This window comes from Roseateles sp. P2_H4 (assembly GCF_056403315.1).
In genome coordinates this window covers 14732-41288 of sequence record NZ_JBFUFR010000018.1, presented here as the reverse complement: position 1 = coordinate 41288, position 26557 = coordinate 14732, and the positions used below count along the sequence as shown (strand labels likewise).

The 26557-nt window shown below is 67.6% G+C and carries 25 protein-coding genes; 10 read left to right on the top strand and 15 right to left on the bottom strand.

All coding sequences use genetic code 11. The annotated features are described in order from the left end of the window. Positions 1–13: 13 nt before the first annotated feature. On the top strand, positions 14–2350 hold the full coding sequence (locus AC1DW3_RS14920; protein ID WP_477932209.1) for an alkaline phosphatase D family protein: 2337 nt from the start codon (positions 14–16) through the stop codon (positions 2348–2350). Between the two features lie 62 nt (positions 2351–2412). On the opposite strand, the gene AC1DW3_RS14915 is transcribed toward AC1DW3_RS14920, so the two are convergent. The 4 genes from AC1DW3_RS14915 to AC1DW3_RS14900 are packed head-to-tail and all read right to left on the bottom strand — an operon-like array spanning position 2413 to position 5961. Further along, positions 2413–3126 (bottom strand): ABC transporter ATP-binding protein, encoded by a 714-nt coding sequence (locus AC1DW3_RS14915; RefSeq protein ID WP_477932207.1) that lies wholly within the window; start codon positions 3124–3126, stop codon positions 2413–2415. A gap of 14 nt (positions 3127–3140) precedes the next feature. After that, a complete protein-coding gene (locus tag AC1DW3_RS14910; RefSeq protein WP_477932205.1) occupies positions 3141–3926 on the bottom strand; it encodes an ABC transporter ATP-binding protein in 786 nt (261 codons plus the stop codon). A gap of 15 nt (positions 3927–3941) precedes the next feature. Continuing rightward, positions 3942–5024 (bottom strand): branched-chain amino acid ABC transporter permease, encoded by a 1083-nt coding sequence (locus AC1DW3_RS14905; protein ID WP_477932203.1) that lies wholly within the window; start codon positions 5022–5024, stop codon positions 3942–3944. 13 nt (positions 5025–5037) lie between these two features. Further along, positions 5038–5961 (bottom strand): branched-chain amino acid ABC transporter permease, encoded by a 924-nt coding sequence (locus AC1DW3_RS14900; protein WP_025564063.1) that lies wholly within the window; start codon positions 5959–5961, stop codon positions 5038–5040. 297 nt (positions 5962–6258) lie between these two features. On the opposite strand from AC1DW3_RS14900, the gene AC1DW3_RS14895 reads away from it, so the two are divergent. Beyond that, positions 6259–8112 carry a sensor histidine kinase gene (locus AC1DW3_RS14895; protein ID WP_477932201.1) on the top strand — a complete coding sequence of 618 codons (1854 nt, stop codon included), beginning with the start codon at positions 6259–6261 and terminating at the stop codon, positions 8110–8112. Next, positions 8105–9445, top strand: coding sequence for a sigma-54-dependent transcriptional regulator (locus AC1DW3_RS14890; protein WP_477932200.1), 1341 nt, complete (start codon positions 8105–8107; stop codon positions 9443–9445). The genes AC1DW3_RS14895 and AC1DW3_RS14890 overlap by 8 nt, the downstream gene beginning before the upstream one ends. On the opposite strand, the gene AC1DW3_RS14885 is transcribed toward AC1DW3_RS14890, so the two are convergent. The 5 genes from AC1DW3_RS14885 to AC1DW3_RS14865 are packed head-to-tail and all read right to left on the bottom strand — an operon-like array spanning position 9442 to position 15282. Then, entirely contained in the window at positions 9442–10341 is a 900-nt protein-coding gene (locus AC1DW3_RS14885; RefSeq protein ID WP_477932198.1) for an amino acid ABC transporter substrate-binding protein, read from the bottom strand. The two genes, AC1DW3_RS14890 and AC1DW3_RS14885, sit on opposite strands and share 4 nt — an antisense overlap. Beyond that, positions 10325–11620 (bottom strand): replication-associated recombination protein A, encoded by a 1296-nt coding sequence (locus AC1DW3_RS14880; RefSeq protein WP_477932196.1) that lies wholly within the window; start codon positions 11618–11620, stop codon positions 10325–10327. The genes AC1DW3_RS14885 and AC1DW3_RS14880 overlap by 17 nt, the downstream gene beginning before the upstream one ends. After that, complete coding sequence (gene lolA, locus AC1DW3_RS14875; RefSeq protein ID WP_477932194.1) at positions 11617–12222, bottom strand: outer membrane lipoprotein periplasmic chaperone LolA; 606 nt, start codon at positions 12220–12222, stop codon at positions 11617–11619. The genes AC1DW3_RS14880 and lolA overlap by 4 nt, the downstream gene beginning before the upstream one ends. Continuing rightward, positions 12219–14597 (bottom strand): DNA translocase FtsK, encoded by a 2379-nt coding sequence (locus AC1DW3_RS14870; RefSeq protein ID WP_477932192.1) that lies wholly within the window; start codon positions 14595–14597, stop codon positions 12219–12221. Before AC1DW3_RS14870 ends, lolA begins: the two co-directional genes overlap by 4 nt. Positions 14598–14613: 16 nt before the next feature. Beyond that, positions 14614–15282 carry a Crp/Fnr family transcriptional regulator gene (locus tag AC1DW3_RS14865; RefSeq protein ID WP_056196243.1) on the bottom strand — a complete coding sequence of 223 codons (669 nt, stop codon included), beginning with the start codon at positions 15280–15282 and terminating at the stop codon, positions 14614–14616. 164 nt (positions 15283–15446) lie between these two features. Between AC1DW3_RS14865 and trxB the strand changes: the two genes are divergently transcribed. The 3 genes from trxB (at position 15447) to rpmG (ending at position 17019) form a co-directional block, all read left to right on the top strand. Next, on the top strand, positions 15447–16403 hold the full coding sequence (gene trxB, locus AC1DW3_RS14860) for a thioredoxin-disulfide reductase (protein WP_477932190.1): 957 nt from the start codon (positions 15447–15449) through the stop codon (positions 16401–16403). Between the two features lie 177 nt (positions 16404–16580). Beyond that, on the top strand, positions 16581–16814 hold the full coding sequence (gene rpmB, locus AC1DW3_RS14855) for a 50S ribosomal protein L28 (RefSeq protein WP_477932188.1): 234 nt from the start codon (positions 16581–16583) through the stop codon (positions 16812–16814). A 34-nt stretch (positions 16815–16848) separates the two neighbouring features. Next, entirely contained in the window at positions 16849–17019 is a 171-nt protein-coding gene (gene rpmG, locus AC1DW3_RS14850) for a 50S ribosomal protein L33 (protein ID WP_056274272.1), read from the top strand. 95 nt (positions 17020–17114) lie between these two features. On the opposite strand, the gene AC1DW3_RS14845 is transcribed toward rpmG, so the two are convergent. The 3 genes from AC1DW3_RS14845 to AC1DW3_RS14835 form a co-directional block, all read right to left on the bottom strand. Further along, positions 17115–17609, bottom strand: a complete 495-nt coding sequence (locus AC1DW3_RS14845; protein WP_477932186.1) for a DUF3016 domain-containing protein — start codon at positions 17607–17609, stop codon at positions 17115–17117. A 98-nt stretch (positions 17610–17707) separates the two neighbouring features. After that, complete coding sequence (locus tag AC1DW3_RS14840) at positions 17708–18919, bottom strand: DesA family fatty acid desaturase (RefSeq protein WP_477932184.1); 1212 nt, start codon at positions 18917–18919, stop codon at positions 17708–17710. A gap of 130 nt (positions 18920–19049) precedes the next feature. Then, positions 19050–20312, bottom strand: a complete 1263-nt coding sequence (locus tag AC1DW3_RS14835) for an RsmB/NOP family class I SAM-dependent RNA methyltransferase (RefSeq protein ID WP_477932182.1) — start codon at positions 20310–20312, stop codon at positions 19050–19052. 25 nt (positions 20313–20337) lie between these two features. Between AC1DW3_RS14835 and AC1DW3_RS14830 the strand changes: the two genes are divergently transcribed. Further along, positions 20338–20985, top strand: coding sequence for a DUF1345 domain-containing protein (locus AC1DW3_RS14830; RefSeq protein WP_477932180.1), 648 nt, complete (start codon positions 20338–20340; stop codon positions 20983–20985). Here the strand turns inward: AC1DW3_RS14830 and purN are convergent. Beyond that, entirely contained in the window at positions 20978–21610 is a 633-nt protein-coding gene (gene purN, locus AC1DW3_RS14825; RefSeq protein ID WP_477932178.1) for a phosphoribosylglycinamide formyltransferase, read from the bottom strand. The two genes, AC1DW3_RS14830 and purN, sit on opposite strands and share 8 nt — an antisense overlap. Before the next feature lie 58 nt (positions 21611–21668). On the opposite strand from purN, the gene trpS reads away from it, so the two are divergent. The 3 genes from trpS to AC1DW3_RS14810 are packed head-to-tail and all read left to right on the top strand — an operon-like array spanning position 21669 to position 24417. Beyond that, on the top strand, positions 21669–22673 hold the full coding sequence (gene trpS / locus AC1DW3_RS14820) for a tryptophan--tRNA ligase (protein ID WP_477932176.1): 1005 nt from the start codon (positions 21669–21671) through the stop codon (positions 22671–22673). After that, positions 22670–23077, top strand: coding sequence for a DUF3717 domain-containing protein (locus tag AC1DW3_RS14815; RefSeq protein ID WP_477932174.1), 408 nt, complete (start codon positions 22670–22672; stop codon positions 23075–23077). Before trpS ends, AC1DW3_RS14815 begins: the two co-directional genes overlap by 4 nt. Continuing rightward, positions 23074–24417, top strand: coding sequence for an MATE family efflux transporter (locus AC1DW3_RS14810; RefSeq protein ID WP_477932172.1), 1344 nt, complete (start codon positions 23074–23076; stop codon positions 24415–24417). The genes AC1DW3_RS14815 and AC1DW3_RS14810 overlap by 4 nt, the downstream gene beginning before the upstream one ends. On the opposite strand, the gene AC1DW3_RS14805 is transcribed toward AC1DW3_RS14810, so the two are convergent. Further along, positions 24414–25796, bottom strand: coding sequence for a sensor histidine kinase (locus AC1DW3_RS14805; RefSeq protein ID WP_477932170.1), 1383 nt, complete (start codon positions 25794–25796; stop codon positions 24414–24416). The two genes, AC1DW3_RS14810 and AC1DW3_RS14805, sit on opposite strands and share 4 nt — an antisense overlap. A 10-nt stretch (positions 25797–25806) precedes the next feature. Beyond that, on the bottom strand, positions 25807–26526 hold the full coding sequence (locus tag AC1DW3_RS14800) for a response regulator (RefSeq protein WP_477932168.1): 720 nt from the start codon (positions 26524–26526) through the stop codon (positions 25807–25809). Between the last annotated feature and the right edge of the window lie 31 nt (positions 26527–26557).

Below are 26557 nucleotides of genomic sequence, written 5' to 3'. Positions count from 1 at the left end.
GGAGGCGAACATCATGGATCGCCGCAGTTTTCTTCGCCGCAGCGCCGCTCAAGCGGGCGCCCTGATCACCGCCTCCACCGCCCTGTCCAGCCTCGTCGGCTGCGGCGGTGGCGGCGATGCCGGGGCCCCCATCGAGCCCCTGCCCGCCACCTTCCCCGGCAGCAGCACGCCGCTGCCGACGACGGCCGCCGCCAGCGGCACGTTCAAGTTCCCGCAGTCGGTCGCCTCGGGCGACCCCAAGCCCGATGGCGCGGTGCTGTGGGCCCGCGTGGTGCCCAGCAGCGCCGATGACGTGACCAGCGCCACGGGTGGCGGCAGCTACAACGTGACGTTGAAGATCAGCAGCGCCGCCGGCAATGCCGCACTGCTGGGCACGACCTCGGCGCTGACGGGCACCGCCGACGCCACCGCGGACGTGCCGGTCTACGAGTTCTACGACCACACGCTGCGCCACCGCATCAGCGGCCTGCAGCCGGCCACGGTCTACTACTACCAGTTCACCGCAGGCAGCAGCGTCTCGCGCATCGGCCGCTTCAAGACGGCGCCGGCCGCCGACGCCGACATCAGCACGCTGAACTTCGCCTTCGTGTCCTGCCAGGACTGGAGCGTGAACCATTGGGCCGGCATGGACACGCTGGCCCAGGAGAACATCGACTTCGTCGTCCACCTCGGCGACTACATCTACGAGGCCGTCGGCGCCGACTACCAGGCGGGTGGCGTCGAAAGCGCCCACACCGCGCTGGCCCTGCCCGCCGGCACGACCCTGCCCACGGGCGGCAAGTACGCGACGACGCTGGCCGACTACCGCTACCTCTACAAGCGCTACCGCACCGACCGCCGCCTGCAGAACCTGCACGAGCGCTTCGCCTTCGTCGCCGTCTGGGACGACCACGAGTTCAGCGACGACTGCTGGCAGGACCGCGAGACCTACGACAACGGCACCTTCAACGCGACCACCCAGGTCGGCGACAACACGGCCCAGACCTCGCGCCGCATGTCGGCCAACCAGGCCTGGTTCGAGAACATGCCGGCCGACATCAGCTTCACGCTGGACCCCGGCCAGGGCATCACCGGCATCCGCATCTACCGCGACCTGAAGTTCGGCAGGCTGATGCACCTGGTCATGACCGACCAGCGCCTCTACCGCGCCGACCACCTCATCCCCGAAGCCGCACCCAGCCCGCTGACGGGCCAGGCCGTCGGCTCCATCGGTGCGCGCTACCTGGTGCCGCAGGCCACGCTGTCGGCCGTCGAGACCGCCAAGCTGACGGCCGGCGCCGGCCTGCCCGATCCGCTGGCCCTGGTCAGCGTGCTCGGTGGCGCCCAGCGCCAGTGGTGGGTGCAGACGATGACGACGTCGACCGCCCAGTGGAAGGTCTGGGGCAACGAGGTCTCGCTGCTGCGCATGGGCATGGACGGCAACAAGATCCCGACCGCGCCGGCCGCCTTCAAGGCCAAGTTCGTGCTGAACGCCGACCAGTGGGACGGCTTCAACGCCGAGCGCAAATACCTGATGGGCCAGCTGCTCGCCAAGGGCGTGAAGAACGTCGTGGCCGTCACCGGTGACATCCACGCCTTCTATGCCGGCGTGGTCATGGCCGACTACGACGCCGCCACGCAAGTGCCAGCGATGGTCGACCTCGTCACGGCCGGCGTGTCCAGCAACTCCAACTTCAGCTACTTCTACAGCGCGGCCACCCAGCCGACGTTCGCGGCGCTGAAGCCGCTGGTGGCCACGAGCGAGGCCGAGGCCGAGGGCATCGCCATCCAGATGCTGAGCGCCGCCATCGCCATCGCCGCGGGCGTGACCGACCTGAGCAACACGGCCGCCATCCAGGCTGCCGTGCAGGGCGCCATCCTCGCGGGCAAGGTGCCGGCCGCGGCCTTCGCGCCGACGGCCACGCTGTCCAGGGCCATCATCAACACCTTCGACGAGACCCAGAACGGCAATATGGGCACCATCGTCGCGGGCACCATCGCCGGCCTGGCCGGCGCCGCCAAGTCGGTCGCCGCGATGACGCTCTACGGCCTGATCCAGCAGTCGCTGGCCACGGCCCTGGGCATCCCGGCCAACTTCGTGCCGGCCTCGGAAATCGTCAAGCGCCTCAACCCCTTCGCCAACTCGACGACGGGCGTGCCGCCGACGGTCAACAACCCCTGGATCAAGCACGTCGACAGCGACGCCCAGGGCTATGCCGTCGTGTCGCTGAGCAAGACCGAGCTGCTCTGCACCTTCAAGAAGATGGCGCGCCAGGTCGGCGGCACGGCACCGGCAAGCCCGGTCGCCAGCGTCAAGACCGTTCGTGTCGCGGCCGGTGTAACGGATGTGAGCGTGGTGGCCAGCCTCTAAGCGCGGTCCACCAAAACAAACGCCCGGCAGTGCCGGGCGCTTTTCTTTGGCGAACTAGCCGCTTACTCGCCGAGGTAGGCTGCGCGGACTTTCGGGTCGTTCAGCAGGGCACTGCCCTCGCCCTCCATCGTCACTTCGCCCGACTCCATCACATAGCCGCGGTTGGCGAGCTGCAGCGCGCGGCTAGCGTTCTGCTCGACAAGCAGCACCGTCACGCCCTGCTGGTGGATGTCGTTCACCACCTCGAAGATCTTGTCCACCATGATGGGCGACAGGCCCATGGACGGTTCGTCCAGCAGCAGCACCTTGGGGCGGGCCATCAGCGCGCGGCCCATGGCCAGCATCTGCTGCTCGCCGCCGGACATGGTGCCGGCCAGCTGCTTGGCGCGCTCCTTCAGGCGCGGGAACAGCGTGAAGACCTTGTCCATGTCGGCCTGCACCTCGCCATCCCTGCGGTTGTAGGCGCCCATCTGCAGGTTCTCGGTGATGGTCATGCGCGTGAAGGTGCCACGGCCTTCTGGCACCATGACCAGGCCCTGCTTGGCCAGGTCCCAGGCGCCCTGGCCCTTGATGGCCTTGCCGAGATATTCCACGCTGCCAGCAGCAATGGGCTGCAGGCCGGTGATGGCCTTCATGGTCGTCGTCTTGCCGGCGCCGTTGGCGCCGATCAGCGACACGAGTTCGCCCTCGCGCACCTCGAAGTTGACGCCCTTGACGGCCTGGATGCCGCCGTAGGCGACCTTGAGGCCGCTGACTTTGAGAAGGGTTTGTGCCATGTTTTTCGTCCCTCTCAATGGTTCTTGTGGCCGGCGCCGAGGTAGGCCTCGATCACCTTCTCGTTGCGCTGCACGTCGTAGGGCGTGCCTTCGGCGATCTGCTTGCCGTAGTCCAGCACCGTCACGCGGTCGCACAGCCCCATGACCAGCTTCACGTCGTGCTCGATGAGCAGGATGGTGCGGCCGTCATTGCGGATGCGGTCGATCAGCTCGCGCAGCACGACCTTCTCCGTCGCGTTCATGCCGGCGGCGGGCTCGTCCAGCGCGATCAGCTGCGGGTCGGTGGCCAGGGCCCGGGCGATCTCCAGGCGGCGCTGGTCGCCATAGCTCAGCGTGCGCGCCTTGTAGTCCGAATACTCGCCAATGCCGACATAGTCCAGCAGCTCCTGGGCACGTGCCTTGATGGCGGCCTCCTCGGCCTTGAACTTCGGCGTGCGGAAGACCGCGCCGATCAGGCCGGACTTGGTGCGGATGTGGCGGCCGACCATCACGTTCTCGATGGCCGTCATGTCGGCAAAGAGGCGGATGTTCTGGAAGGTGCGGGCGATGCCGGCCTTGGCGACCTGGTGCACGGCTTGGGGCTGATAGGGCGTGCCGCCCAGCGCGAAACTGCCGCCGTCCGGCACGTACAGGCCCGTGATGACGTTGAAGAAGGTCGTCTTGCCGGCGCCGTTGGGGCCGATCAGGCCGTAGACCTGGCCGCGCTGGATCTGGATGCCGACGTCGGACAGGGCCTGCACGCCGCCGAAGCGCTTGGACGCGCCGCTGACGTTGAGAACGATGTTGTCGTGGGTGGTCATGTTGTGCGTCCTCCCTTACTTCGCGGCCGGCGGTGCGACCTTGCCGTGCTCGGGCGATGGCCACAGGCCGCGCGGGCGGGCGAGCATGATGCCGATCATGGCCAGGGCCACCAGCAGCTGACGCAGGATGGAGGCGTCGAGGCGCCCGTCGGTCATCTGCTGCAGCGGGCCGGCGACATAGCGCAGCACCTCGGGCAGAGCCGACAGCATCAGCGCGCCGAGGATGACGCCAGGGATGTGGCCGATGCCGCCCAGCACGACCATGGCGACGATCATGACCGACTCCTGCAGGCTGAAGGACTCGGGCGACACGAAGCCCTGGAAGCTCGCGAACATCGCGCCCGACACGCCGCCGAAGGTGGCGCCCATGCCGAAGGCCAGCAGCTTCAGGTTGCGGGTGTTGATGCCCATGGCCTTGGCGGCGATCTCGTCCTCGCGGATGGCCATCCAGGCGCGGCCGATGCGGGAGTTTTCCAGGCGGTAGCAGACCACCACCCCGCCCACCACGAGGGCCAGGAAGAGGTAGTAGTACAGCGTCACCGACGGCAGCGTGAAGCCGAACACCTCCCAGGACTTGCCCAGGTCCACGCCGAAGACGTGGAAGGAGTCGATCTGGCCGATGCCGCGCGGGCCGTTGGTGATGTTGACCGGGTACTCGAGGTTGTTCAGGAAGACGCGGATGATTTCGCCGAAGCCGAGCGTGACGATGGCGAGGTAGTCGCCGCGCAGCTTCAGCGTCGGCGCCCCCAGCATCACCCCGAAGAAGGCCGCGAGTGCCGCGCCGGCGGGGATGACCAGCCACAGCGGCGAGTGCAGGCCCGTCGGGAAGGCGGCCTGGATGGCCTCGAAGTTCTCGCTCAGGTGCGGGCTGGACATCAGCGCAAACATATAGGCGCCGACCGCGTAGAAGGCGACGTAGCCCAGGTCCAGCAGGCCGGCGTAGCCGACGACGATGTTCAGGCCCAGCGCCAGCAGCACATACAGCAGGGCCAGGTCGATGATGCGGACCGGGCCGTTGCCCAGCTGCTGTGCGAACAACGGCACAACCAGCAGGCCGATGGCGGCCGCGAGGAAGGTGAAGATTTTCTTGGTGTCCATGTCTTGGCTCCCTTCAGGCGCGATCGGCCACACGCTCGCCGAGCAGGCCCGAGGGGCGCAGCGTCAGCACGAGGATGAGGGCGACGAAGGCAAAGATGTCGGCGTAATGGCTGCCCAGCACGCCGCCGGTGAGGTCACCGAGGTAGCCCGCACCGATGGCCTCGATCAGCCCAAGCAGCACGCCTCCCACGACCGCACCGGCCAGGTTGCCGATGCCACCCAGCACGGCGGCCGTGAAGGCCTTCAGGCCGGGCATGAAGCCCATGGTGTGCTGCACGGTGCCGTAGTTGGCGGCCCACATCAGGCCGGCCACTGCCGCGAGCGCGGCGCCGATGACGAAGGTGGTGGAGATGATGAAGTCGGGCTTGACGCCCATCAGGCCGGCCACGCGCGGGTTCTCGGCAGTGGCACGCATCGCGCGGCCCAGGCGGGTGTAGTTCACGAGGTACATCAGGCCGGCCAGGATGCAGACCGTCAGGCCCAGGATCAGGCACTGCGTGACGGTGATGACGGGGCCGCCAAGGTCGAAGGGCGTCGTCGGCAGCAGCAGCGGGAAGGGCTTGGGGTTCGGCTTCCAGATGATCATCGCCAGCACCTGCAGCAGCAGCGACATGCCCATGGCGGTGATCAGCGGCGCCAGGCGCGGCGCGTTGCGCAGCGGCCGGTAGGCGATCTTCTCGACCGCGAAGTTCAGGGTGGCGCAGACGACGATGGCGGCGGCCAGGCCGATCAGCATCAGCAGCCAGCCGGGAATGCCGGAATCCGCCAGCAGCGTGACCAGCGTCCAGCTGACCATGGCGCCCACCATCAGGATCTCGCCGTGAGCGAAATTGATGAGGTTGATGATGCCGTAGACCATCGTGTAGCCCAGGGCGACGAGGGCATACATGCTCCCCAGCACCAGGCCGTTGATGATCTGTTGAATCAGAGTCTCCATGAGGGCTCCTGGAATAATTGTTGGGCGCAGCATGCGCTACGCGACCTGCGTTAAATCGCAACCCTCGTGCCAATGAAGGCGTTTCAAGGGTATTCACCGACGGTATGAAACGGCCGACCGTTAGCTCCGCCCCACGGGGGCGGGCCTGGTCAGATTTCACGAGTGTCGGCCCRCTAAAACTGGGCGGAAATCCGCACAAACCGCAGCGCTCGCGAGCGGTTCTCCGCCAGCGTCGAAAAAACTGCCGCCGGGCCTGTCATGCCGCCCGTCGCGTGGGCAAACTACACGGCCCCCGCCATGGTTGTGCCTGCCTCCCTTCGTCCGCGCGCGCTGCGCCTCCTCCGCCTGCTGAGCCGGCCGGGCTTCCATCTCTTCCTGACGGGCCTGCTGATGGTGCTCGGCTTCGCGCTGGCGCACCGTCTCAGTGAACGCAGCGGCCGCGAGCAGCTGTCGGCGCTCAGCACCGAGAGGCTGGAGCTCTATGCCTCCAACCTCGCCGCCGAGCTGGGCCGCCACGCCTCGCTTCCCAGCCTGCTGGCCATCGCGCCGACGCTGCAGGCGCTGGTGCAGGCGCCCGATGACGCCGCGGCCCGGCGCGCCGCCAGCCAGATGCTGGCCCGCGTCAATGTGCGTGCCGGCACCCACCAGCTCTTCGTCGCCGATGCCAAGGGCCAGGTCTTGTCGGCCAGCGAGACGCTGACGCCGCCGGCCCGCCTGGCCGAGGCCCTGGCCCAGGGACGCACGCATTTCTTCGCCGCAGACGCCAACACCGGCAGCACGGACTTCTATCTGCTGCACCCGCTGCGCCAGGCCAGCCGGGACAGTGGCGTCATCGTCGTGCGCTTCAACCTCGCGCCGCTGGAGGCGACCTGGATCGACCTCGGGCTGCGCTCGCAGAACGAACGCATCCTCATCGCCGACGACCAGGACGTCGTCATCATGAGCTCGGTGCAGGCCTGGAAGTACGCCGTGYTCGGCCATGCCGACCCCTCGCGCCGCCAGGCCCTACAGGCCAGCGCGCGCTATCCGCAGGCGATCGGGCCCGACCTGGAACTGCCCGCCTCGCTGGAGGTACACCAGGGCCAACAGGTCAAGCTGCCCCTGCCGGGGGCCTACGGCGCCAAACCCATGCTGGCCCAGCAGCGGCAGATCGTGCCGCTGGGCCTGCGCCTGGTGGCCCTGTCCGACCTGACCGAGGTGCGCCAGCGCGCCCAGCTCGCAGCCTGGGGTGGCGCGGCCTTCGGCGCCAGCATCGGCCTGCTCGTCCTCTATCTGTCTTCGCGCCGACGCGCGCTGCGCCAGCTCACCCGGGCGCAGGCCGAGCTGCAGCAGGCCCACGCCCTGCTCGAGCAGCTGGTGGACAGCCGCACCGCCGAGCTGCGCCAGACCAATGACGCGCTGAAGACCCAGATCGCCCAGCGCCTGCAGACCGAAGGCGAGTTGCTGCAGGCCAGCAAGCTTGCCGTGCTGGGTCAGATGTCGGCCGGGCTGTCGCACGAAGTCAACCAGCCGCTGACCGCCTTGCGCGCACTGGCGCGCAACTCGATCCGCTTGCTGGAAGCCGGCCGCCAGGACGCGGTGGCGACCAATCTGCAGCTGATGGACGACATGGTCGAGCGCATGAGTCAGATCACGCGCCAGTTGAAGAGCTTTGCGCGCAAGGCCGATGAACAGGTCACGGGCGCCGTGGCGCTGCTCGACAGCGTGCGCAACGCCCTGCTGCTGCTGGAGCACCGCAGTCGCGCGCTGGACGTGCAGGCCGAGATCGACGTGCCCGCCGGCCTGCGCGTGCGCGCCGAGGCGAATCGGCTGGAGCAGGTGCTGGTCAACCTGTTCGGCAATGCCATCGACGCAATGCAGCAGGAGACCGAGCGCCGTCTGCTTGTGCGGGCCACCGCACAGGACGGCGGGCGGCGTGTGCTCGTGCAGGTGCAGGACAGCGGCGCCGGCGTCGGCGACGAGCAGCTGCCGCATCTCTTCGAGCCCTTCTTCACCACCAAGCCCGCCGGCGAAGGCCTGGGACTGGGCCTGGTGATTTCGGCCAAGATCGTGAATGAGTTCGGCGGCACGCTGCGCGCCCAACGCCTGGAGCACGGCATGAGTTTCGAGTTCGACCTCGCCGTGGAAACATGGGAGTCTGAAGATGTTTGAGGGCTACAAGGTCGTGTTCGTCGAGGACGACCTGCCGGTGCGGGTCAGCCTCACGCAGACGCTGGAACTGGAGGGTTTCACTGTGCAGCCCTGCCGCACGGCCGAGGAGGCCCTGCCCCACATCCAGCCCGGCGCACCCATCATCGTCATCACCGACGTGCGCCTGCCTGGCATGGATGGCCGCGCGCTGCTCGCCCATGTGCAGGCCACCGACGCCAGCATTCCCACCATCCTCATCACGGCCCACGGCGACGTGACCATGGCCGTGCAGTCCATGCGTGCCGGCGCTTACGACTTCATCGAGAAGCCCTTCGCGCCCGAGCGCCTGCTGGACGTGGCCCGCCGCGCCCTGGACCTGCGCACGCTGCGCCACTCGGCCGACGAGCTGCGCACRCAGCTGCAGCGCGCCAGCGGCATCGAGGCCGCGCTGCTGGGACAGTCTCCGGCCATGCAGCAGCTGCGCCGCCAGGTGCTGAATCTGGCCGGCACCTCGGCCGATGTGCTGATCGTCGGCGAGACCGGCACCGGCAAGGAGCTGGTGGCACGCTGCCTGCACGACCAGAGCGCGCGCCGCGATCGCCACTTCGTCGCCATCAACTGCGGCGGACTGCCCGAGGCGCTGTTCGAGAGCGAACTGTTCGGCCACGAGCCCGGCTCCTTCACGAGTGCAGCCAAGCGCCGCATCGGCAAGATCGAGCATGCCAACGGCGGCAGCCTGCTGCTGGACGAAATCGAGACCATGCCCATCGCGCTGCAGATCAAGCTGCTGCGCGTGCTGCAGGAAAGGCGCATCGAACGCCTGGGCTCCAACGAAGAGCTGCCGGTCAACGTGCGCTTCATCGCCGCCAGCAAGTCCGATCTGAAGGAGCAGGCCGCCAAGAACGAGTTCCGCAGCGACCTTTACTACCGCCTCAACATCGCGACGCTGCAACTGCCGCCGCTGCGCGAGCGCCGCGAGGACATCCCGCTGCTGTTCGAGCACTTTGTCGCCCAGGCCTGCGCGCGCTACGAACGTCCCGGTCCCGAAATGACGCCAGAGAAGCTGCGCGAACTGATGGCCCACGACTGGCCGGGCAATGTGCGCGAGATCCGCAACGCGGCCGACCGCTTCGTGCTGGCCCTGGACGACCTCGACCCACAGGCTGCGCTGCAGGCCATGCCGGCGCTGAACCTGGCGCGGCAGATGGACCTGGTCGAGAAAACGCTGATCGAGCAGGCCCTGCGCCGCTGCCACGGCAAGGTGCCGGCCGCCATGGAGTTGCTGGGCACGCCGCGCAAGACGCTGTACGACAAGCTGAACCGGCACGGCATCGTGCTGGACGACTTCCGCTAGCGGTATTTGTCGGGATCCGGCGAATCCGTCGGGTTCGCAATGACGCGGCGGAAGGCCGCACTCATCGGCAGCTTCAGGTTCAGACCCTGCGACGGCAGCGGCGACTCGAACCAGCGGCGGTAGATCGCGTGGATCTCGCCGCTGCGGTAGAGGCCGACGAGCACCTCGTCCACCAGCGCCTTGAACTGCGGATCGTTCTTGCGCAGGCCGATGGCATAGGGCTCGACGGTCAAGGCCTGATCGGAGATGCGGTAGTCGTCGGCGCCCGGGCCCTGCTGGGCCAGCAGCGCGCGCAGCAGCACGTCGTCCATCAGGAAGGCCGAGGCGCGGCCGCTGCGCAGCAGTTGGAAGCCCTCGGGGTCGTCCAGGCCGCCGAGGATGCGGATGCCCAGACCCTGCTGGTCGTTGACCTTGGCCAGATGCTGGATGCTGGTGGTGCCGATGGTCGACGCGACAGGCAGTCCGCGCAGGTCGGCCAGGCCCTGCACGCGCTCGGCGGCGCGCGTCATCAGCCGGGTCTCGGCGATGAAGATGGTCAGCGAGAAGGCCTGCTGGCGCGCCCGCTCGGCGGTGTGCGTCGTGATGCCGCACTCCAGGTCCAGCGTGCCGTTGATGACCAGGGGCATGCGCGTGGCGGATGCCACCTCGACGCGGCGCACCTCCAGGTCTGGCAGCTGCAGCTTGGTTCGGACGGCCGCGACGATGCGGTCGCAGAGCTCGACCGTGTAGCCGGTGGGGCGCAGCTGGGCGTCGAGGTAGGAGAAAGGCAGGGAGGCCGGCCGGTAGCCGATGACGATGACGCCGGTGTCACGCACGCGAGTCAGCGTCGGGCCGTCGGCCGCGTATGCAGCCAAGGCGCACAGCGCGAGCAGGGCCGCGCTAAGTCGCTTCATCATCCAGGCGGCGCAGCTCGGCCAGCTTGTCGGCGATGCGCAGCTCCAGGCCGCGCGGTACGGGCTCGTACCAGCGCTGGCCTTCCAGCCCATCGGGCAGGTATTGCTCGCCGGCCGCATAGCCATTGGGCTCGTCGTGGGCATAGCGATAGGCCTTGCCATAGCCCAGGTCCTTCATCAGCCGCGTCGGCGCATTGCGCAGGTGCTCGGGCACCGGGCGAGTCTGGTCCTGCTTGATGAAGGCCTTGACCGCGTTGAAGGCCTTGTAGACCGCGTTGGATTTGGGCGCGATGGCGAGGTAGACGACCGCCTCGGCCAAGGCCAGCTCGCCTTCGGGCGTGCCCAGGCGCTCGTAGGTGTCGGCCGCATCCAGCGTGATGCGCAGTGCACGCGGGTCGGCCAGGCCGATGTCCTCGCTGGCCATGCGGATCAGGCGGCGCGCGATATAGCGGGCATCGACGCCGCCATCCACCATGCGCACGAACCAGTAGAGGGCGCCGTCCGGGCTGCTGCCGCGCACGGATTTGTGCAGGGCGCTGATGACGTCGTAGAACTGGTCGCCGCCCTTGTCGTAGCGGCGCAGTTGCTCGCCGAGCGTCCGCTCTAGCAGAGCCTCATCGATGAGCTGGCCATTGGCGAGCGCAGCGGCGGATTCGAGGGCGTTCAGCAGCCGGCGCGCATCGCCGTCGGCATAACCGATGAGGCGGTCGGCGGCTGGCTGGGTCGGCGGCTCGACACCCAGCTCCCTGGCACCGCGCTCGATCAGCTCCTGCAACTCGCCCGCTCCCAGGCTCTTCAGCACCTGCACCTGGGCGCGCGACAGCAGCGCTGAGTTGACTTCGAAGCTGGGGTTCTCGGTCGTGGCGCCGATGAAGGTGAACAGGCCCGACTCGACATGCGGCAGGAAGGCGTCCTGCTGGGCCTTGTTGAAGCGGTGCACCTCGTCAACGAAGACCACCGTGCGCCGGCCCTGCTGGGCTGTAATCTGGGCGCGGTCCACCGCCTCGCGGATGTCCTTCACGCCACCCAGCACGGCCGAGATGGCGATGAACTGCGCGTCGAAGGCACCGGCCACGAGACGCGCCAGCGTCGTCTTGCCGACGCCGGGCGGGCCCCACAGGATCATGCTCTGCAGCCTGCCAGCTTCAAACGACGCGCGCAGCGGCATGCCAGGCCCGAGCAGATGGCGCTGGCCGATGACCTCGTCCAGCGTCTTCGGGCGCAGACGCTCGGCCAGCGGCGGAGCGGGCGGATCAGCGTCGAAGAGGGAACCCGTGCTCACTGCTCGATCAGGTCAGCCCCGGCCGGCAGCTTGAACTGGAAGCGGTCGGCCGCGACCGGCACATTGGCCTGCACGGCGCTGAAATCGAGCCGCGAGCGCTGGCCGAAGCCGTCGACGATCTCCATGGCCGCCAGCTCCTTGCCCTTGAAACCGAGCTTGAGGGACTGGATGGTCGATTCGGCTTGCTTGGGCAAGGCCTGCACCCAGTCCAGGCCGCCATCGCTCGCTTGGGCCTTCAGCGTGAAGTCGCGTTCGAGATTGCTGCCTGCAAGCAGGGCCGCGGGTGTCGCGCCCAGCGCGTCGGTCAGCTTGCGCGAGCTGGCCTGGTTGAGGTCGGCGTCATAGATCCAGACCTTCTGGCCATCGGCCACGATGACCTGCTCGAAGGGCTTGGCGTAGGCGAATCGAAAGCGATTGGGCCGCTCGAACTCGAAGCTGCCCGACGAGACCTTCTTGCGCTTGCCGTCGGGTGATGTGACGGTCTGCGTGAAGTTGGCCTTGCCGCTCTTCACCTCGCGACCGAAATCGCGCAGCGCGTCAACGGCATCGGCGTGGGCCGCACCGGCCATCAGCAGGGTCAGGGAAAGCAGAAAGTTCTTCATTCGTCTCGCTTGGGAATGATCAATTCGCGGCTGCCATTGGCAGCCAGCGCGCCGACAAGCCCCGAGTTCTCCATCTGCTCCAGCAGCCGAGCGGCGCGGTTGTAGCCTATGCGCAGATGGCGCTGCACCAGCGAGATGGAGGCCTTGCGATGTTGTAGGACGATGGCCACGGCTTGGTCGTACATGGGGTCTTGCTCGCCGCTGGCCTCGCCCGGCGCCGGCGCCTCGCCGTCGATGCCGTCGAGCACGCCGCCTTCGAGGATGCCTTCGATGTAGTTGGGCTCACCCTGGGACTTGATGTACTCCACAACGCGGTGCACCTCGTCGTCGCTGACAAAGGCGCCGTGCACGCGGATGGGCAGGCCGGTGCCCGAGGGCATGTAGAGCATGTCGCCCATGCCCAGCAGGGCTTCGGCGCCCATCTGGTCGAGGATGGTGCGGCTGTCGATCTTGGAGCTGACCTGGAAGGACAGGCGGGTCGGGATGTTGGCCTTGATGAGGCCGGTGATGACGTCCACCGATGGGCGCTGCGTGGCCAGGATCAGGTGGATGCCGGCCGCGCGCGCCTTCTGCGCCAGACGGGCGATCAGCTCCTCGATCTTCTTGCCGACGACCATCATCAGGTCGGCCAGCTCGTCGATGACGACGACGATGAAGGGCAGGCGCTCCAGCGGCTCCGGCTCCTCATTGTTCAGCGCGAAGGGATTCGGGATGCTGATGCCGTTGGCCTTGGCTTCGTCGATCTTCTTGTTGTAGCCGGCCAGATTGCGCACGCCCATCTTGGACATGAGCTTGTAGCGCCTCTCCATCTCGCCGACGCACCAGTTCAGCGCATTGCCGGCCTGCTTCATGTCGGTCACGACGGGCGCCAGCAAGTGCGGGATGCCTTCGTAGACGCTCATTTCCAGCATCTTGGGGTCGATGAGGATGAGGCGCACATCGCGGGCCTCGGCCTTGTAGAGCAGGCTGAGGATCATCGCGTTGATGCCCACCGATTTGCCCGAACCGGTCGTGCCGGCCACCAGGCAGTGCGGCATCTTGGCCAGGTCGGCCACGATGGGCAGGCCGATGATGTCCTTGCCCAGACCCATGGTCAGCTGAGACGACGCGTCTGCGTAGACCTGCGAACCGAGGATCTCGGACAACCGGATGGTCTGGCGGCGCGCGTTCGGCAGCTCCAGGGCCATGTAGTTCTTGCCGGGGATGGTCTCGACGACGCGGATGGACACCAGGCTCAGCGATCGCGCCAGGTCCTTGGCCAGGCCGACGATCTGCGAGCCCTTCACGCCGGTGGCGGGCTCGATCTCGTAGCGCGTGATGACCGGGCCCGGCGATGCGGCGACGACATGCACCTCCACGCCGAAATCGCGCAGCTTCTTCTCGATGAGGCGGCTGGTCATCTCCAGCGACTCGGGTGTCACCGTCTCCTGGCGGCCGGGTGCGGCGTCCAGCAGGTCGACCTGGGGCAGCTTGGCGTCACCGGCATCAACGAACAGCGTCTGCTGGCGCTCCTTGGCGACGCGGGTGGATTGCGGCACTTCGACGACGGGCGCCTCGATGACCAGCGGTGCATGGTCAGCCTCGACCTGGCGCTCGATCTGGCGCTCGACCTCGACCTCCTGCTCGCGCTCCTTCACCGCCTGTTCGCCGGCCTTCTGGTCGGCCTTGATTTCGCGCTTTTCGAGGTGCTGCTCGCGCAACTGCTCGATGCGCTCGCCGATCGACTCCGCGAGTTGGCCCCAGGAGAAGCGCAGTGCCCAGGACATGCCCGTCAGCAACAGCACGATCCAGACGACGCCAGAGCCGGCAAAGCCCAGGCCCTTCATGCCCAGCGGACCCAGGGCGTAGCCGAGCAGGCCGCCGGCATGGCCGGGCAGCCGAGCCTCGACGGCGTAGAGCCGACTCCACTCCAACGCGCAACTGGCCCCGACCAGCAGCAGCACGCCGGCCCACCCGCGCAGGCGCCGGCTCCAGCGCATGGCCTCCGGCGCGTCGTGGCGCAGCAGGCCGGCCAGGCCGCGCAACCACGCCCGCACGGCGAGGACAGGCAGCCACCAGGCCGAGAAGCCGAACAGGAAGAGCAGGCCGTCCGACACCCAGGCGCCAAAACTGCCGACACGATTGCCGACGAGGTCGCGCTGGCCGCTGGTGCTGAAGGCGGCGTCGCGCAGGTCATGCGTGGCCAATGCCAGCACGAGCAGGGCGAGGACCAGGGCCGTCAAGGCCAGCCACAGCGGCGTGCGCAGCAGCCGTGAAGCGGTCGACGGCGGTGCTGCCTCGCGCTTGGGCGCTTGGCGGCGGGTGGGTTTGGCGGGTGCGGCGGGTTCGCCGGCGGCATCGTCACCGCCCAGCAGGGAACCGAGGGGAAAACTCATCCCCGCATTGTCGCCGTCAATCGTGGGTCAGCCGTTCCTTGATGACCACCGAACCGTTCTCAAGCGTTTCAATGACGCCGCGCTCTTCCAGGTCCTTCATGACCCGGCTGACCATCTCGCGGGAGGCCCCCACCACCTTGGCCATGTCCTGGCGCGAGACCTTGCCACGGATGAGCTTGATGCCCTTCTCGTCCTCGGACATGTCCAGCAGCGTGCGCGCGACGCGGCCATAGACGTCCAGCAGTGCCAGCGACTCGATCTGACGGTCGGCATTGCGCAGGCGCGCCACCAGGCCGCGCAGGATGCCGTAGGACAGGCTGCTGCTCTCGGGCAGGCAGCGCGCGAACTCCAGGCGTCCCAGCACGAGCATGTCGGTCTGGACCTCGGCACGCACCGTGGCCGAATGGGGTTCGTTGTCGATCAGGCTCATCTCGCCGACATAGTCGCCCGACTGCAGCACGGCCAGGATGACCTCGCGGCCACGGTGGTCGGCCGTCAGCACGCGGGCGCGGCCGTTCAGCAGGATGAAGAGGGCGTTGGATTTGGTGCCCTGCTCGACAATCAACTCGCCACGCTTGAAGCGGCGCTTGACGACGCTGTCAGCGATGGACTGGGCCTGATCGGTGGTCAGCATCGAGAACAGCGGAACACGGCGGATCAGGTCGAGGTTGGAAATCATCGCCATATGCAGTCTCCAGGTTTGGGCTCCAGGCCAGCGGCAATAAATGCGCCTGCCTAAAATGGCGTGCATTGTGCACACGCGGCAGGCTTCCCCGCATGGGGTAAGGCCGGGGTTTTTACCCCTAAGACGACCTTGCGAGCCGCCAGCCCACCCTCACCTTCCCTCCCATGACCGCTACGACCCAACACCACGGCCTGCTCATCCTCGGCTCCGGCCCTGCCGGCTACACCGCCGCCATCTATGCCGCACGCGCCAATCTCAAGCCTACGCTGATCACCGGCATGGCCCAAGGGGGTCAGCTCATGACGACGACCGAGGTCGACAACTGGCCGGCCGATGTGATGGGCGTGCAGGGGCCTGAGCTGATGCAGCGCTTCCAGGAGCACGCTGAGCGCTTCCAGACCCAGATCGTCTTCGACCACATCAACGCGGTCGACTTCTCCAAGCGCCCCTTCACGCTGACCGGCGACAGCGGCGTCTACACCTGTGACGCCCTCATCATCGCCACCGGCGCCTCGGCCAAATACCTGGGCCTGGACTCCGAACAGGCCTTCATGGGCCGCGGGGTCAGTGGTTGCGCCACCTGCGACGGCTTTTTCTACCGCGGCCAGGAAGTCTGCGTCGTCGGCGGCGGCAACACGGCTGTCGAGGAGGCGCTCTACCTGTCCAACATCGCCAGCACCGTCCACCTGATCCACCGCCGCGACAAGTTCCGCGCCGAGCCCATCCTGGTCGACAAGCTGCATGAGAAGGTCGCCGCCGGCAAGATCGTGCTGCACCTCTTCCAGCAACTCGACGAGGTGCTGGGCGACGCCTCGGGCGTGACCGGCGTGCGCACCCTCAGCACGCTGGATGGTGCCAAGGCCGACATCCCGGTGCACGGCTGCTTCATCGCCATCGGCCACCAGCCCAACACCGACATCTTCAAGGGCCAGTTGGAGATGAAGGACGGCTACATCATCACCAAGAGCGGCTTGAACGGCTTCGCGACCATGACCAGCGTGCCGGGCGTCTTCGCCGCCGGCGACGTGCAGGACCACATCTACCGCCAGGCCATCACCAGCGCCGGCACGGGCTGCATGGCGGCGCTGGACGCCCAGCGCTTCCTCGACCAGGAAGCCTGAGCCAAGCCCCTTCCGGGTCCGCGGGTTTTCCGCTACACTCGCGGGCTTGCCTGCCGTATGGATCGCATCCGAAACCACGAACATCGTTCTGGTTGAGGATTTAGCAGGCATTTGCGGTCAAAGGGCTTCCCGAGGAACTTGGGAAGCTGGTCAGCGAAGTCAAACCGGAGAAGCGTCATGGCACGCGTCTGTCAAGTCACGGGCAAGAAGCCCATGGTCGGGAACAATGTTTCCCACGCCAACAACAAAACCAAGCGTCGGTTCCTGCCGAACCTGCAATACCGCCGTTTCTGGGTGGAATCGGAAAACCGTTGGGTGCGTCTGCGCATCACCAATGCCGCTCTGCGTTTGATCGACAAGGTCGGCATCGACCAAGTCGTCGCCGATCTGCGCGCCAAGGGCGCTCTCTGATCGTCGCTCACTGACCCACTGAAGGAATACGACCATGGCATCCAAAGGCGGCCGCGAGAAGATCAAGCTGGAGTCCACTGCGGGCACCGGCCACTTCTACACCACGAACAAGAACAAGAAGACCACGCCCGAAAAGCTCGAATTCATGAAATTCGATCCCAAGGTGCGCAAGCATGTCCTGTACAAGGAAATCAAGCTGAAGTGATGCCGGGCGGCCTGTCCGCCCAGTCCACGCAGCAAGACAAAACCCGCCAAGCGGCAACGCTGGCGGGTTTGTTCTTTTGGGGGCGCCGGACGAAGTCAGCGGCTGGCGGCAGCGGCTACGGCGGGGCTGAACTCGCGCTGCATCCAGCGGTCGATCATGCGCTTCTCGTAGCGCAGCGAGTCACCGCTGTAATAGGCGTTGAAGCCATCCTGATAGTTCATGTCGCGCAGACGGGTCTTTCCCTGCTGGATGACCTTGTCACCCTCGCGGACTTCCCAGCTGAGTTCGATGGAGGGCGATGTCACCGTGCGCATCACGCGCAGCCACTGGCCGCGCCAGACGAAAGGCTCCACCTCGCCGGCCAGGTCGACGTCCGACACGTCGAAGCGGATATTGCGCCCCGGCAGGAACTTCCCGGCCTGAGCCACCAGATGGGCCTCGATGTCCTTCAGCACATCCGGCTGGCGAAAGCCGTTGTTGTCCTTGGTGTCCGAGAACTTCTCGGGGTTGATGAAGTTCACCTGCACATCGGCATGTGCGGCAGCGGATGCAAGCGCCATCACGGCCAGGGCGATCCAACGAGTCTTCATGGCAAGCCTCCTAATTCAGTGACTGCATGCCTCGAGTCTAGGCCAGGCCAAGAAAAAGGGCGCCCGCAGGGGCGCCCTTTACTCTGAGAAACGCTCGCTCAGGCGTGGGCGGCACGCAGGCGCATCGAAAAAGCCTGCAGTTCGGCAATGCCGCTTTCCTCGGCGCGGCGGCACCAGGCCTGCAGGTCGGCAACGAGCTGCTCGGCCGACACATTCGTGCGGGTCCACATCTGGCGCAACTCTTCACGCATGGTCACCAGCTGGTCGATGACCGGGCTGGCGGCGCGGACGTTGGCCAGCTCACCATGGACAGCGACCGGGATGCGGTCTTCGTCGCGGTGCAGCCAGCGCTTGGCCAGCTTGAACTGGGTGAAGCGCTCGCTGTGCTTGCCGCCCTCGGCCTTGACCTTGGCCAGTTCAGCGGCGCAGGCCGCCTTCAGGTCGCGGGCATAGCTGGCCATGACTTCGTAGCGGTTGGCGATCAAGGCCTCCAGCGTACGGGCGTCGGCCGGCTTGATTTCACCCAGGCTCAGCTTGGGCGCCGTCTTGCGGACCTTGGCCATGCCCAGCATTTCCAGGCCGCGGATATACATCCAGCCGATGTCGAATTCGTAGGGCTTGACCGAGAACTTGGCCGACGTCGGGTAGGTGTGGTGGTTGTTGTGCAGCTCTTCGCCGCCCACGATCAGCGTCCAGGGCGTCAGATTGGTCGACGCGTCCGGCGCTTCGAAATTGCGATAGCCCCAGTAGTGACCAATGCCGTTGATGACGCCGGCCGCCCAGATGGGAATCCAGATCATCTGGATCGCCCAGATCGTGGCGCCTGCGGCACCGAACAAGGCCACGTTGATGATCAGCATCAGCGCCACGCCCTGCCAGCTGTACTTGGTGTACAGATTGCGTTCGATCCAGTCCTCGGGCGTGCCGCGGCTGTACTTGGCGATCGTCTCGGCGTTCTTGGCCTCGGCGCGATAAAGCTCAGCGCCTTCGGCCAGCACCTTCTTCAGGCCGCGGGTCTGCGGGCTGTGGGGATCTTCCTCGGTTTCGCACTTGGCGTGGTGCTTGCGATGGATGGCGACCCATTCGCGGGTGACCATGCCGGTCGTCAGCCAGAGCCAGAAACGGAAGAAATGCGACGGGATGGGCCCGAGATCCAGGGCCCGGTGAGCCTGAGCACGATGCAGGAAGATCGTGACCGAAGCGATCGTGATGTGGGTCACAACCAGCGTATAGATCACCAATTGCCAGACGCTGAGGCCCAGCAGGCCGGAGCCTACCCAGTCGATCAGCGCGTTCAGGATGTCATTCATGCGTCCAAGACCTCGGCCACAGCGGCCATGCAAAGGAATGTCAATTGTAGGGGAGAGCCCCCAAATTCAAGGGGTTTGTCGCACCGTATTCAGGCGGTGCCGTGCGAATCGACGCGTTCTTTGACCCGCATCAAGCCGATCTTTCCCAAGCGACGGCGTAAAACCCGTCCGTGGCGTGTTGGTGGGGCCACAGCCGGAGTGCGCCGTTTTCCACGAGTTCATCGGCGCGCTCGACCTGGGCCTTGGCCAGCGCCTCATCCGCCGCCAGCGGCTTGAAGTCCGGGTGAGCGGCGGCGAATTCGGCCGCGATGACCTCGTTCTCGGCGTCCAGCAGGCTGCAGGTCGCGTAGACCAGACGGCCGCCCGGCTTCACCAGCCGGGCCGCGCTGGCCAGGATGGCGCGCTGCTTGGCCTGCAGTTCCGTCACCGCCTGGGGCGACTGGCGCCACTTCAGGTCCGGGTTGCGGCGCAGAGTGCCCAGGCCCGAACAGGGCGCGTCCACCAGCACGCGATCGATCTTGCCGGCCAGGCGCTTGATGCGGTCGTCGCGCTCATGAGCAATCTGGGCTGGGTAGACGTTGGACAGGCCACTGCGCGCCAGGCGCGGCTTGAGCGCCGTGAGTCGGTGACCAGAAACGTCGAAGGCGTAGAGCCGCCCGGTGTTGCGCATGGCCGCGCCCAGGGCCAGCGTCTTGCCACCCGCACCGGCGCAGAAATCCACCACCATCTCGCCGCGCTTGGGTGCCAGCAGCAGGGCCAGCAGCTGGCTGCCCTCGTCCTGAACCTCAATCGAACCGTTGGTGAACAGCTCCAGCTTGTTCAGGGCCGGCTTGCCGTCTATGCGCAGACCCCAGGGCGAATACGGCGTCGGCGTGGCTTCGATGCCGGCGGCCTTGAGCTGGGCCTGCGCCTCCTCGCGCTTGAGCTTCAGCGTGTTGACACGCAGATCCAGCGGCGCGGCCTCGTTCAGCGAGGCGGCCAGCTTCCAGAACTCTTCTTCGCCCAGCCGGGCCAGCAGCGGCTCTGCCAGCCATTCGGGCATGTTGTGGCGCAGCTTGGACGCCAGGCTCATCGGGTCGATGGCCTGAACCTGTTCCAGCCAATGCTGTTCAGCAGGGCTGAGAGCCCCGCGCAGGAACGCGGCATTGCCGCGCCAAGCCAGCATGGCCAGGCGGCGGTGCATGGAGCCGCTGCCGCTCTGGGCCAGGTTCTGGAACTTGATCCGCTCGCGCAGCAGCGCATAGACGGTCTCGGCCAAGCTGGCACGTTCGCGCTGGCCGAGGTTCTTGTGTTGACGGAAAAAGGCCGAAACGGTCGAGTCGGCCGGCGCGTCGAGCTTGTTGACGGCGGCGATCAGCTCGGCGCACAGCTCCAGCAGGGCATTAGGATGCATCGCCCCATTATCCCAACGTCCCTGCATGAAGCTCTGGAACCAGTTGCGCCTGCGCCCTCGCCTGCTGACGGCGATCCTCGTGGGCAGCGCGCTGGCTGCGGCCTGGCCCGACGTGACCAGCCTGCAGACCCGGCTGCTGATCGGCTGGAACCTGGTTGTCTGGATCTACCTGCCGCTGGCGTTCTGGATGATGCTGGGCCGCGCGGGCACCGTGGACGTGCAAGCCAGCGCCCGGCGCCTGAACGAAGGCGTCATACCGATGTTGGCGCTGGCCGTGCTCGGCGCATTGGCCAGCCTGGCGGCCATCACGCTGGAGTTGCAGGCCGCAAAACAGCATCACGACCCGCGCTATGTGCTGCTCGCGCTGACGACCGTGGCCGGCTCGTGGCTGCTGCTGCCGGTGGAGTTCGGCATCGCCTACGCCAGCCGCTATCACAGCAAAGGCAAGGGCGAACATGGGCTGGAGTTCCCGGGCGACGAGAAGGAGCCGCCGGACTACGGCGACTTCCTCTATTTCTCGATCACGGTCGCTGCCACCTCGCAGACATCGGACGTCTGCGTCAGTTCGCGCGCCATGCGGCGCCTGGTGCTCGTCCAGGCCCTGCTCGCCTTTGTCTTCAACACCGGCGTGCTGGCGCTGTCGATCAATATCCTGGCCGGACTGATCAGCTGACGAAGAGCTGCTGAGCGGCGCCGTCGCGGTGGGCGACGCGCTCGCCGTCCCACACCAGCGCTTCTTCGACGAACCAGCGCACCGACTCCGGATAGATGCGGTGCTCGGCCGTCAGCACACGGGCGGACAAGGCCTTGGCGTCGTCGCCCGGCAGCACCGGCACCACGGCCTGCATGACGATGGCGCCATGGTCCAGTTCAGCCGTCACGAAATGCACCGTCGCGCCAGCGATCTTGCAACCCATCTCCAGCGCCCGCTCGTGTGTGTGCAGGCCGGTGAAGGCAGGCAGCAGCGACGGGTGGATGTTGAGCATGCGACGCGCATAGCGGCCCGTGAAGCCGGGTGTCAGGATGCGCATGAAGCCGGCCAGCACGACGAGATCGGGCGCAAAGCCATCGACGACGCGGGCCAGCTCGGCGTCGAAATCCTCGCGGCTGGCATAGGCCTTGTGGTCGACGACGGCTGTCGCAATGCCATGAGAGGCAGCGAACTGCAGCCCGCCGGCATCCGGCCGGTTGCTGATGACGGCCGCCACTTCGGCCGGCCACCCCTCGGCCTTGCAGGCCTTGACGATGGCCTCCATGTTGGAACCCCGCCCCGAAATCAAAATCACCAGCCTCTTCATGGGGCGGCAGTTTAGGGGCCGGCCGGCCTGTCGGCCCTTGAACGACAATCCGCGCCCCATGTCGACGACACCCTCCCCCACCCGCCCACGCATCCTGTCGGGCATGCGCCCGACCGGTGCCCTGCACCTCGGCCACTACCACGGCGCCATCAAGAACTGGGTGCGGCTGCAGGACACGCACGACGGCTTCTTCTTCGTCGCCGACTGGCATGCGCTGACCACCCAGCGCCCCAGTGGCGAGACGCTGACCCGCCACGTCTACGAGATGGTCACCGACTGGCTGGCCGCCGGCATCGACCCCGAGCGCTGCACCCTCTTCCTGCAAAGCCGCATGCCCGAGCATGCCGAGCTGTTCACGCTGCTGGCCATGTGCACGCCGTCCTCCTGGCTGGCGCGCATGCCCAGCTACAAGGACCAGGTGGCCGCCGACCCCGAACTGGCCACCTATGGCTTCCTCGGCTATCCGCTGCTGCAGGCGGCCGACATCCTGCTCTACAAGCCCGCCGGCGTGCCGGTCGGCGAGGACCAGGCCGCCCACGTCGAGGTGACCCGCGAGGTCGGCCGGCGCTTCAACCGCCTCTATGCGCCCGACGCGCCCATCTTTGTCGAACCGCAGGCCCTGCTGACCGAGACGGCCCGCGTACCGGGCCTGGACGGCCAGAAGATGAGCAAGAGCCTGGACAACGCGATCGCGATGCGCGACGAGCCCGAGGCGGTCGCCACCAAGATCCGCACCATGCCGACCGACCCACAGCGCGTGCGCCGCAGCGACGCCGGCGACCCGGCGCGCTGCCCCGTCTGGCCCCTGCACCAGATCTACAGCGACGACGCGACCCGCGCCGCCTGCGACACCGGCTGCCGCACGGCGGCCATCGGCTGCCTGGACTGCAAACAACCCCTGATCGAGGCCATCCAGAAGGAACAGGCGCCCTGGCGGGAACGCGCTGCGGCCCTGGACCCGCAGCAGGTGCAGTGGACGCTGGAAGTCGGCACCGAACGCGCCCGTGCCGTGGCGCGCAAGACGCTGCGCGAGGTGCGCGGTGCGATGGGGCTGGTGGCTTGAGTTCGACCATTCATGTCACCGACCTCGAGGCCGCCATCAACTGGTGGCGCGAGCGCGTGCCCTCGCCCGATGGCATCAGCGCCGCACCGGAGGTGCGCGCGCTGGCCGAGGCCTATGCCCTGCTGGCCTGGAGCCGTGCGACCGAACTCGACACCGACTCGCTGAAGCCCAAGGCCCTCGACGCCTGGCTGGCCTGGTACGCGACGACGGCGGACTCGCCCTGCATCGCCATCTGCTCGACGGCCCAGGGCGACGCCATCTGCAAAGGCTGCGGCAGGACATTCGACGAAGTACAGCACTGGCCGGCCCTCGACCCTTTCGAGAAGCGCGTCGTCTGGCACCGCATCACGCAAGAAGGCACGGCCTGGCGCTTCAATCGCTACGCCGAAAGAGCAGGCCGATGACCCGCATCCGCTTCATCGACAGCGCCCGCCGCCTCGTCCCGCTGGCCTGGCCCGTGCTCGTCGGCCAGATCGCCGTGATGATGTTCAGCACCATCGACACGCTGATGATGGGCCGAGTCAGCCCCGAGGATCTGGCCGCGTTCGCTGTCGGCTCGGCGGCCTATGTGACCATCTTCGTCGGGTTGATGGGCATCATCCTCGCGGTCGGGCCGATCGCCGGCCGGCAGTTTGGCGCCCAGGATCTGCCCGGCGCCGGCAGCAGCTTCGTGCAGGCGCAATGGCTGGCCGTGCTGCTCTGCATCCCGGGCTGCCTGGCGCTGTGGTTCCCCGACCCGTTCACCGCACTGGCCCAGCTCGATGCCGCCCAGGCCGACAAGGTGCGGGCCTACACACGGCCCGAAGCCTTCGCGCTGCCGGCCGCCCTGCTCTTCACCGCCTTCCGCGGCTTCTCCACCGCCGTCAGCCGTCCCAAGGCCGTCATGGCCATGCAGCTGACCGGCCTGGCCGCCAAGGTACCGCTGAACGCGGTGCTCGTCTTCGGCTGGGGGCCGATCCCGGCCATGGGCGTCGCGGGCTGCGGCGTCGCCACGGCCATCGCGCTGATCGGCCAAGCCATCGTCGCCCTGCTGCTGCTCAGACGCGACGCCTTCTACCTGCCGTTCAGGATCCTGCACCTGTGGCAGACCCGGCCGCATTGGGGCGAACTCGCGGCGCTGGTGAAGCTGGGCCTGCCCATGGGCGGCTCCATCCTCGTCGAGGTGACGGGCTTCACCTTCATGGCCTTCTTCATCGCGCGTCTGGGCGCAACGCCCGTGGCCGGCCACCAGATCGCCGTCAACCTCGTCGCGATGATGTTCATGATCGCGCTGGCCCTGGCCACCGCGGCCGGCACGCTGGTGGCCCAGCACCTGGGCGCCCAAGAGAAGCATGAGGCACGCACCGTCGGCCGGCATGCGATGACGCTGGCCGCGTTGACTGCCGCGGCCGTCGGCGCCGTCGTCGCGCTGGCGCGGGAACCCATCGTCGCCCTGTACACCAACAATTCCGCAGCAGCCGCGGCCGCCCTGCCGCTGCTGGTCTGGGTGTGGTTCTTCCACCTCGGCGATGCGCTGCAGACGGTGGCCGCCTATGTGCTGCGCGCCTACCAGGTCGCGACGCTGCCGATGATCATCTACGTCGTGGCACTTTGGGGCCTGGGCATAGGCGGCGGCTACTTCCTCGCCTTCGGTGCCGATGGCGCCGGCGCGGTCGGCTTCTGGCAGGCGGCCACCGCGGGACTGATCGCCGCGGCCCTGCTGCTCAGCCTGCTACTGCACAGGGTCTTCGACGAGAACCGTTAGGACTTGGCCGCAGGCAGGAACACCACGAAGCGACTGCCGCCACCGTCGCGCGCCAGGCAGCGCACGCTGCCACCATGGCGTTCGGCAATCTGCTTGACGAGGCTCAGCCCCAGGCCGACGCCACCCGCCATCTCGGCATGGCCGGGCAGCCGATAGAAGGGCTCGAAGATGCGCTCGCGCAGGTCGGCCGGCACGCCGGGACCGCGGTCGGCGACGACGTACTCATAGCCACCGGCCACCGGTCGCAGCGCCAACTCCACGTCGGGGCCGCCATAGCGGCGCGCGTTGTCGAGCAGATTGCGCAGCGCCCGGCGCAGCAGGCGCTCCTGGCCCTCGATGCGGGCCGCGTCGGTCTCGGGCTCGAAGGCCGCCTCGGCGCGGGCGGCCTCTTCGGCGCCCAGGGCGAGCAGCTCGACCGGATGGGTTTCGCCGACCGCACTGCCAGCCTCCAGCCGGCTGGCCAGCAACACCTCCTCGACGAGGGCATCCAGCTCGGCGATGTTGACGTCGATCTCGTGCGCCAGACGCTCGCGCTGGGCCGGCGCGGCATCGTCCAACATCGCGAAAGCCATCTTCAGCCGCGCCAGCGGCGAGCGCAGTTCGTGGCTGGCATTGGCCAGCAGGGTCTGATGGGAGCGCAGCAGCGTCTCGATGCGGTCGGCCGCCTGGTTGAAGCTGGTGGCCAGGGCCGCCACCTCGTCACGGCCGCCGTCGTCGACGCGGTGGCCCAGTTGGCCGGAGCCGAATTTCTCGACGCCGCGCTTGAGCGCTTCGAGCCGCCGCGTCAGGCGGCGCACGACGGGATAGGCACCGGCCGCGACACCGATGAAGAGCAGCACCAGCACCACGGCCAGCGTCGACACGGCCGGCGCGCCCGGCGACACGGGGCGGTGCAGCCAGGGGCCGGTCCACGGGCCTTCGTCCACGCGCGGCGGTCGGGCGCCGGGACCACCCGCACCGGAGGCTGCCGAAGCTCCGCCCTGCGGGCTGCCAGGCGGGCGCACGCTGCGCACCATCTCCAGGCTGCGACCATCGCCGAGGTTGGCGCTGACGATGATGGCACCGGGGTCGTCGGCACGGCGCTGGAACATCTGCGTCGTCGCGATGCGCTTGCCATCCACGTCCTCGAGGGCGATGGGCATGCGCAGGCGCTGGCCCCAGTCGGCGAAGGCAGCCGCCTGCTCCGCGCGCGGTGCCGTGGCCGGTGGCAGGGCGAGCTTGAGCAGCCCGGCCATCGCGTTCAGCCTCTCACCGGCCGCCGACTCGACATTGCCACGCTCCTGTTCGATGTGGCGCTGGAACAGCCAGGCCGAGCCGAAGGCGAACGCCAGCAGCAGCGCCACCAGCGTCAGGTAGATGCGGACGTAGAGTGACTTCAAGCCGGGGCGTTCAGGCGGCGTCCGCGTCGGCGTCTTGCTTGCGGGCAAAGACATAGCCGGCTCCACGCACGGTCAGCACGCGACGGGGGTTCTTGGGGTCGTCTTCGATGACGGCGCGGATGCGTGAGATGTGCACGTCGATGGAGCGGTCGAAGGCCTCCAGTGGGTGGCCCTTCAGCGCATCCATGATCTGGTCGCGACTCAGCACGCGGCCCGGGCTTTGCGCCAGCACGACGAGGAGGTCGAACTGGTGGCTGGTCAGGTCGCAGATCTTGCCGTCCAGCCGCGCCACGCGGGCCGCGAGGTCGATCTCCAGGCGGCCGAAGCGCAGCACCTCGTCGCCATCCAGCTTGGGTTCCAGGCGACGCAGCAGCGCCTTGATGCGGGCCTGCAGCTCACGCGGCTCGAAGGGCTTGGCGAGGTAGTCGTCAGCGCCCAGTTCCAGGCCGAGGATGCGGTCCATGGGCTCGCCGCGGGCCGACAGCATCAGCACCGGCTGGTGGCGCCAGCGTGGGTCGCCGCGCAGCCAGCGGCAGAAGTCCAGTCCGTCGCCGTCGGGCAGCATCAGGTCCAGCACCAGCAGCTCGAAGCGGCCGTGGGCCAGGGCCTCGCGGGCCTGGGCCAGGCTGCCGGCCGTGCTGACCTCGAAGCCGGCGGAGCGGAGGTAGTCGCCCACCATGCCGGTCAGGCGGGCATCGTCATCGATCAACAGCAGTCGGGCGCTACTCATCACCGGGGCGAGGGAAGAAAAAGGAATCCGG

Excerpts from the sequence above, each read along its gene's own strand:
- AC1DW3_RS14920 (WP_477932209.1), top strand. The coding sequence starts at position 14 with ATGGATCGCCGCAGTTTTCTTCGCCGCAGCGCCGCTCAAGCGGGCGCC.
- AC1DW3_RS14915 (WP_477932207.1), bottom strand. The coding sequence starts at position 3,126 with ATGGCACAAACCCTTCTCAAAGTCAGCGGCCTCAAGGTCGCCTACGGC.
- AC1DW3_RS14910 (WP_477932205.1), bottom strand. The coding sequence starts at position 3,926 with ATGACCACCCACGACAACATCGTTCTCAACGTCAGCGGCGCGTCCAAG.
- AC1DW3_RS14905 (WP_477932203.1), bottom strand. The coding sequence starts at position 5,024 with ATGGACACCAAGAAAATCTTCACCTTCCTCGCGGCCGCCATCGGCCTG.
- AC1DW3_RS14900 (WP_025564063.1), bottom strand. The coding sequence starts at position 5,961 with ATGGAGACTCTGATTCAACAGATCATCAACGGCCTGGTGCTGGGGAGC.
- AC1DW3_RS14885 (WP_477932198.1), bottom strand. The coding sequence starts at position 10,341 with ATGATGAAGCGACTTAGCGCGGCCCTGCTCGCGCTGTGCGCCTTGGCT.
- lolA (WP_477932194.1), bottom strand. The coding sequence starts at position 12,222 with ATGAAGAACTTTCTGCTTTCCCTGACCCTGCTGATGGCCGGTGCGGCC.
- AC1DW3_RS14870 (WP_477932192.1), bottom strand. The coding sequence starts at position 14,597 with ATGAGTTTTCCCCTCGGTTCCCTGCTGGGCGGTGACGATGCCGCCGGC.
- AC1DW3_RS14865 (WP_056196243.1), bottom strand. The coding sequence starts at position 15,282 with ATGGCGATGATTTCCAACCTCGACCTGATCCGCCGTGTTCCGCTGTTC.
- trxB (WP_477932190.1), top strand. The coding sequence starts at position 15,447 with ATGACCGCTACGACCCAACACCACGGCCTGCTCATCCTCGGCTCCGGC.
- rpmB (WP_477932188.1), top strand. The coding sequence starts at position 16,581 with ATGGCACGCGTCTGTCAAGTCACGGGCAAGAAGCCCATGGTCGGGAAC.
- rpmG (WP_056274272.1), top strand. The coding sequence starts at position 16,849 with ATGGCATCCAAAGGCGGCCGCGAGAAGATCAAGCTGGAGTCCACTGCG.
- AC1DW3_RS14845 (WP_477932186.1), bottom strand. The coding sequence starts at position 17,609 with ATGAAGACTCGTTGGATCGCCCTGGCCGTGATGGCGCTTGCATCCGCT.
- AC1DW3_RS14840 (WP_477932184.1), bottom strand. The coding sequence starts at position 18,919 with ATGAATGACATCCTGAACGCGCTGATCGACTGGGTAGGCTCCGGCCTG.
- AC1DW3_RS14835 (WP_477932182.1), bottom strand. The coding sequence starts at position 20,312 with ATGCATCCTAATGCCCTGCTGGAGCTGTGCGCCGAGCTGATCGCCGCC.
- AC1DW3_RS14830 (WP_477932180.1), top strand. The coding sequence starts at position 20,338 with ATGAAGCTCTGGAACCAGTTGCGCCTGCGCCCTCGCCTGCTGACGGCG.
- purN (WP_477932178.1), bottom strand. The coding sequence starts at position 21,610 with ATGAAGAGGCTGGTGATTTTGATTTCGGGGCGGGGTTCCAACATGGAG.
- trpS (WP_477932176.1), top strand. The coding sequence starts at position 21,669 with ATGTCGACGACACCCTCCCCCACCCGCCCACGCATCCTGTCGGGCATG.
- AC1DW3_RS14810 (WP_477932172.1), top strand. The coding sequence starts at position 23,074 with ATGACCCGCATCCGCTTCATCGACAGCGCCCGCCGCCTCGTCCCGCTG.
- AC1DW3_RS14800 (WP_477932168.1), bottom strand. The coding sequence starts at position 26,526 with ATGAGTAGCGCCCGACTGCTGTTGATCGATGACGATGCCCGCCTGACC.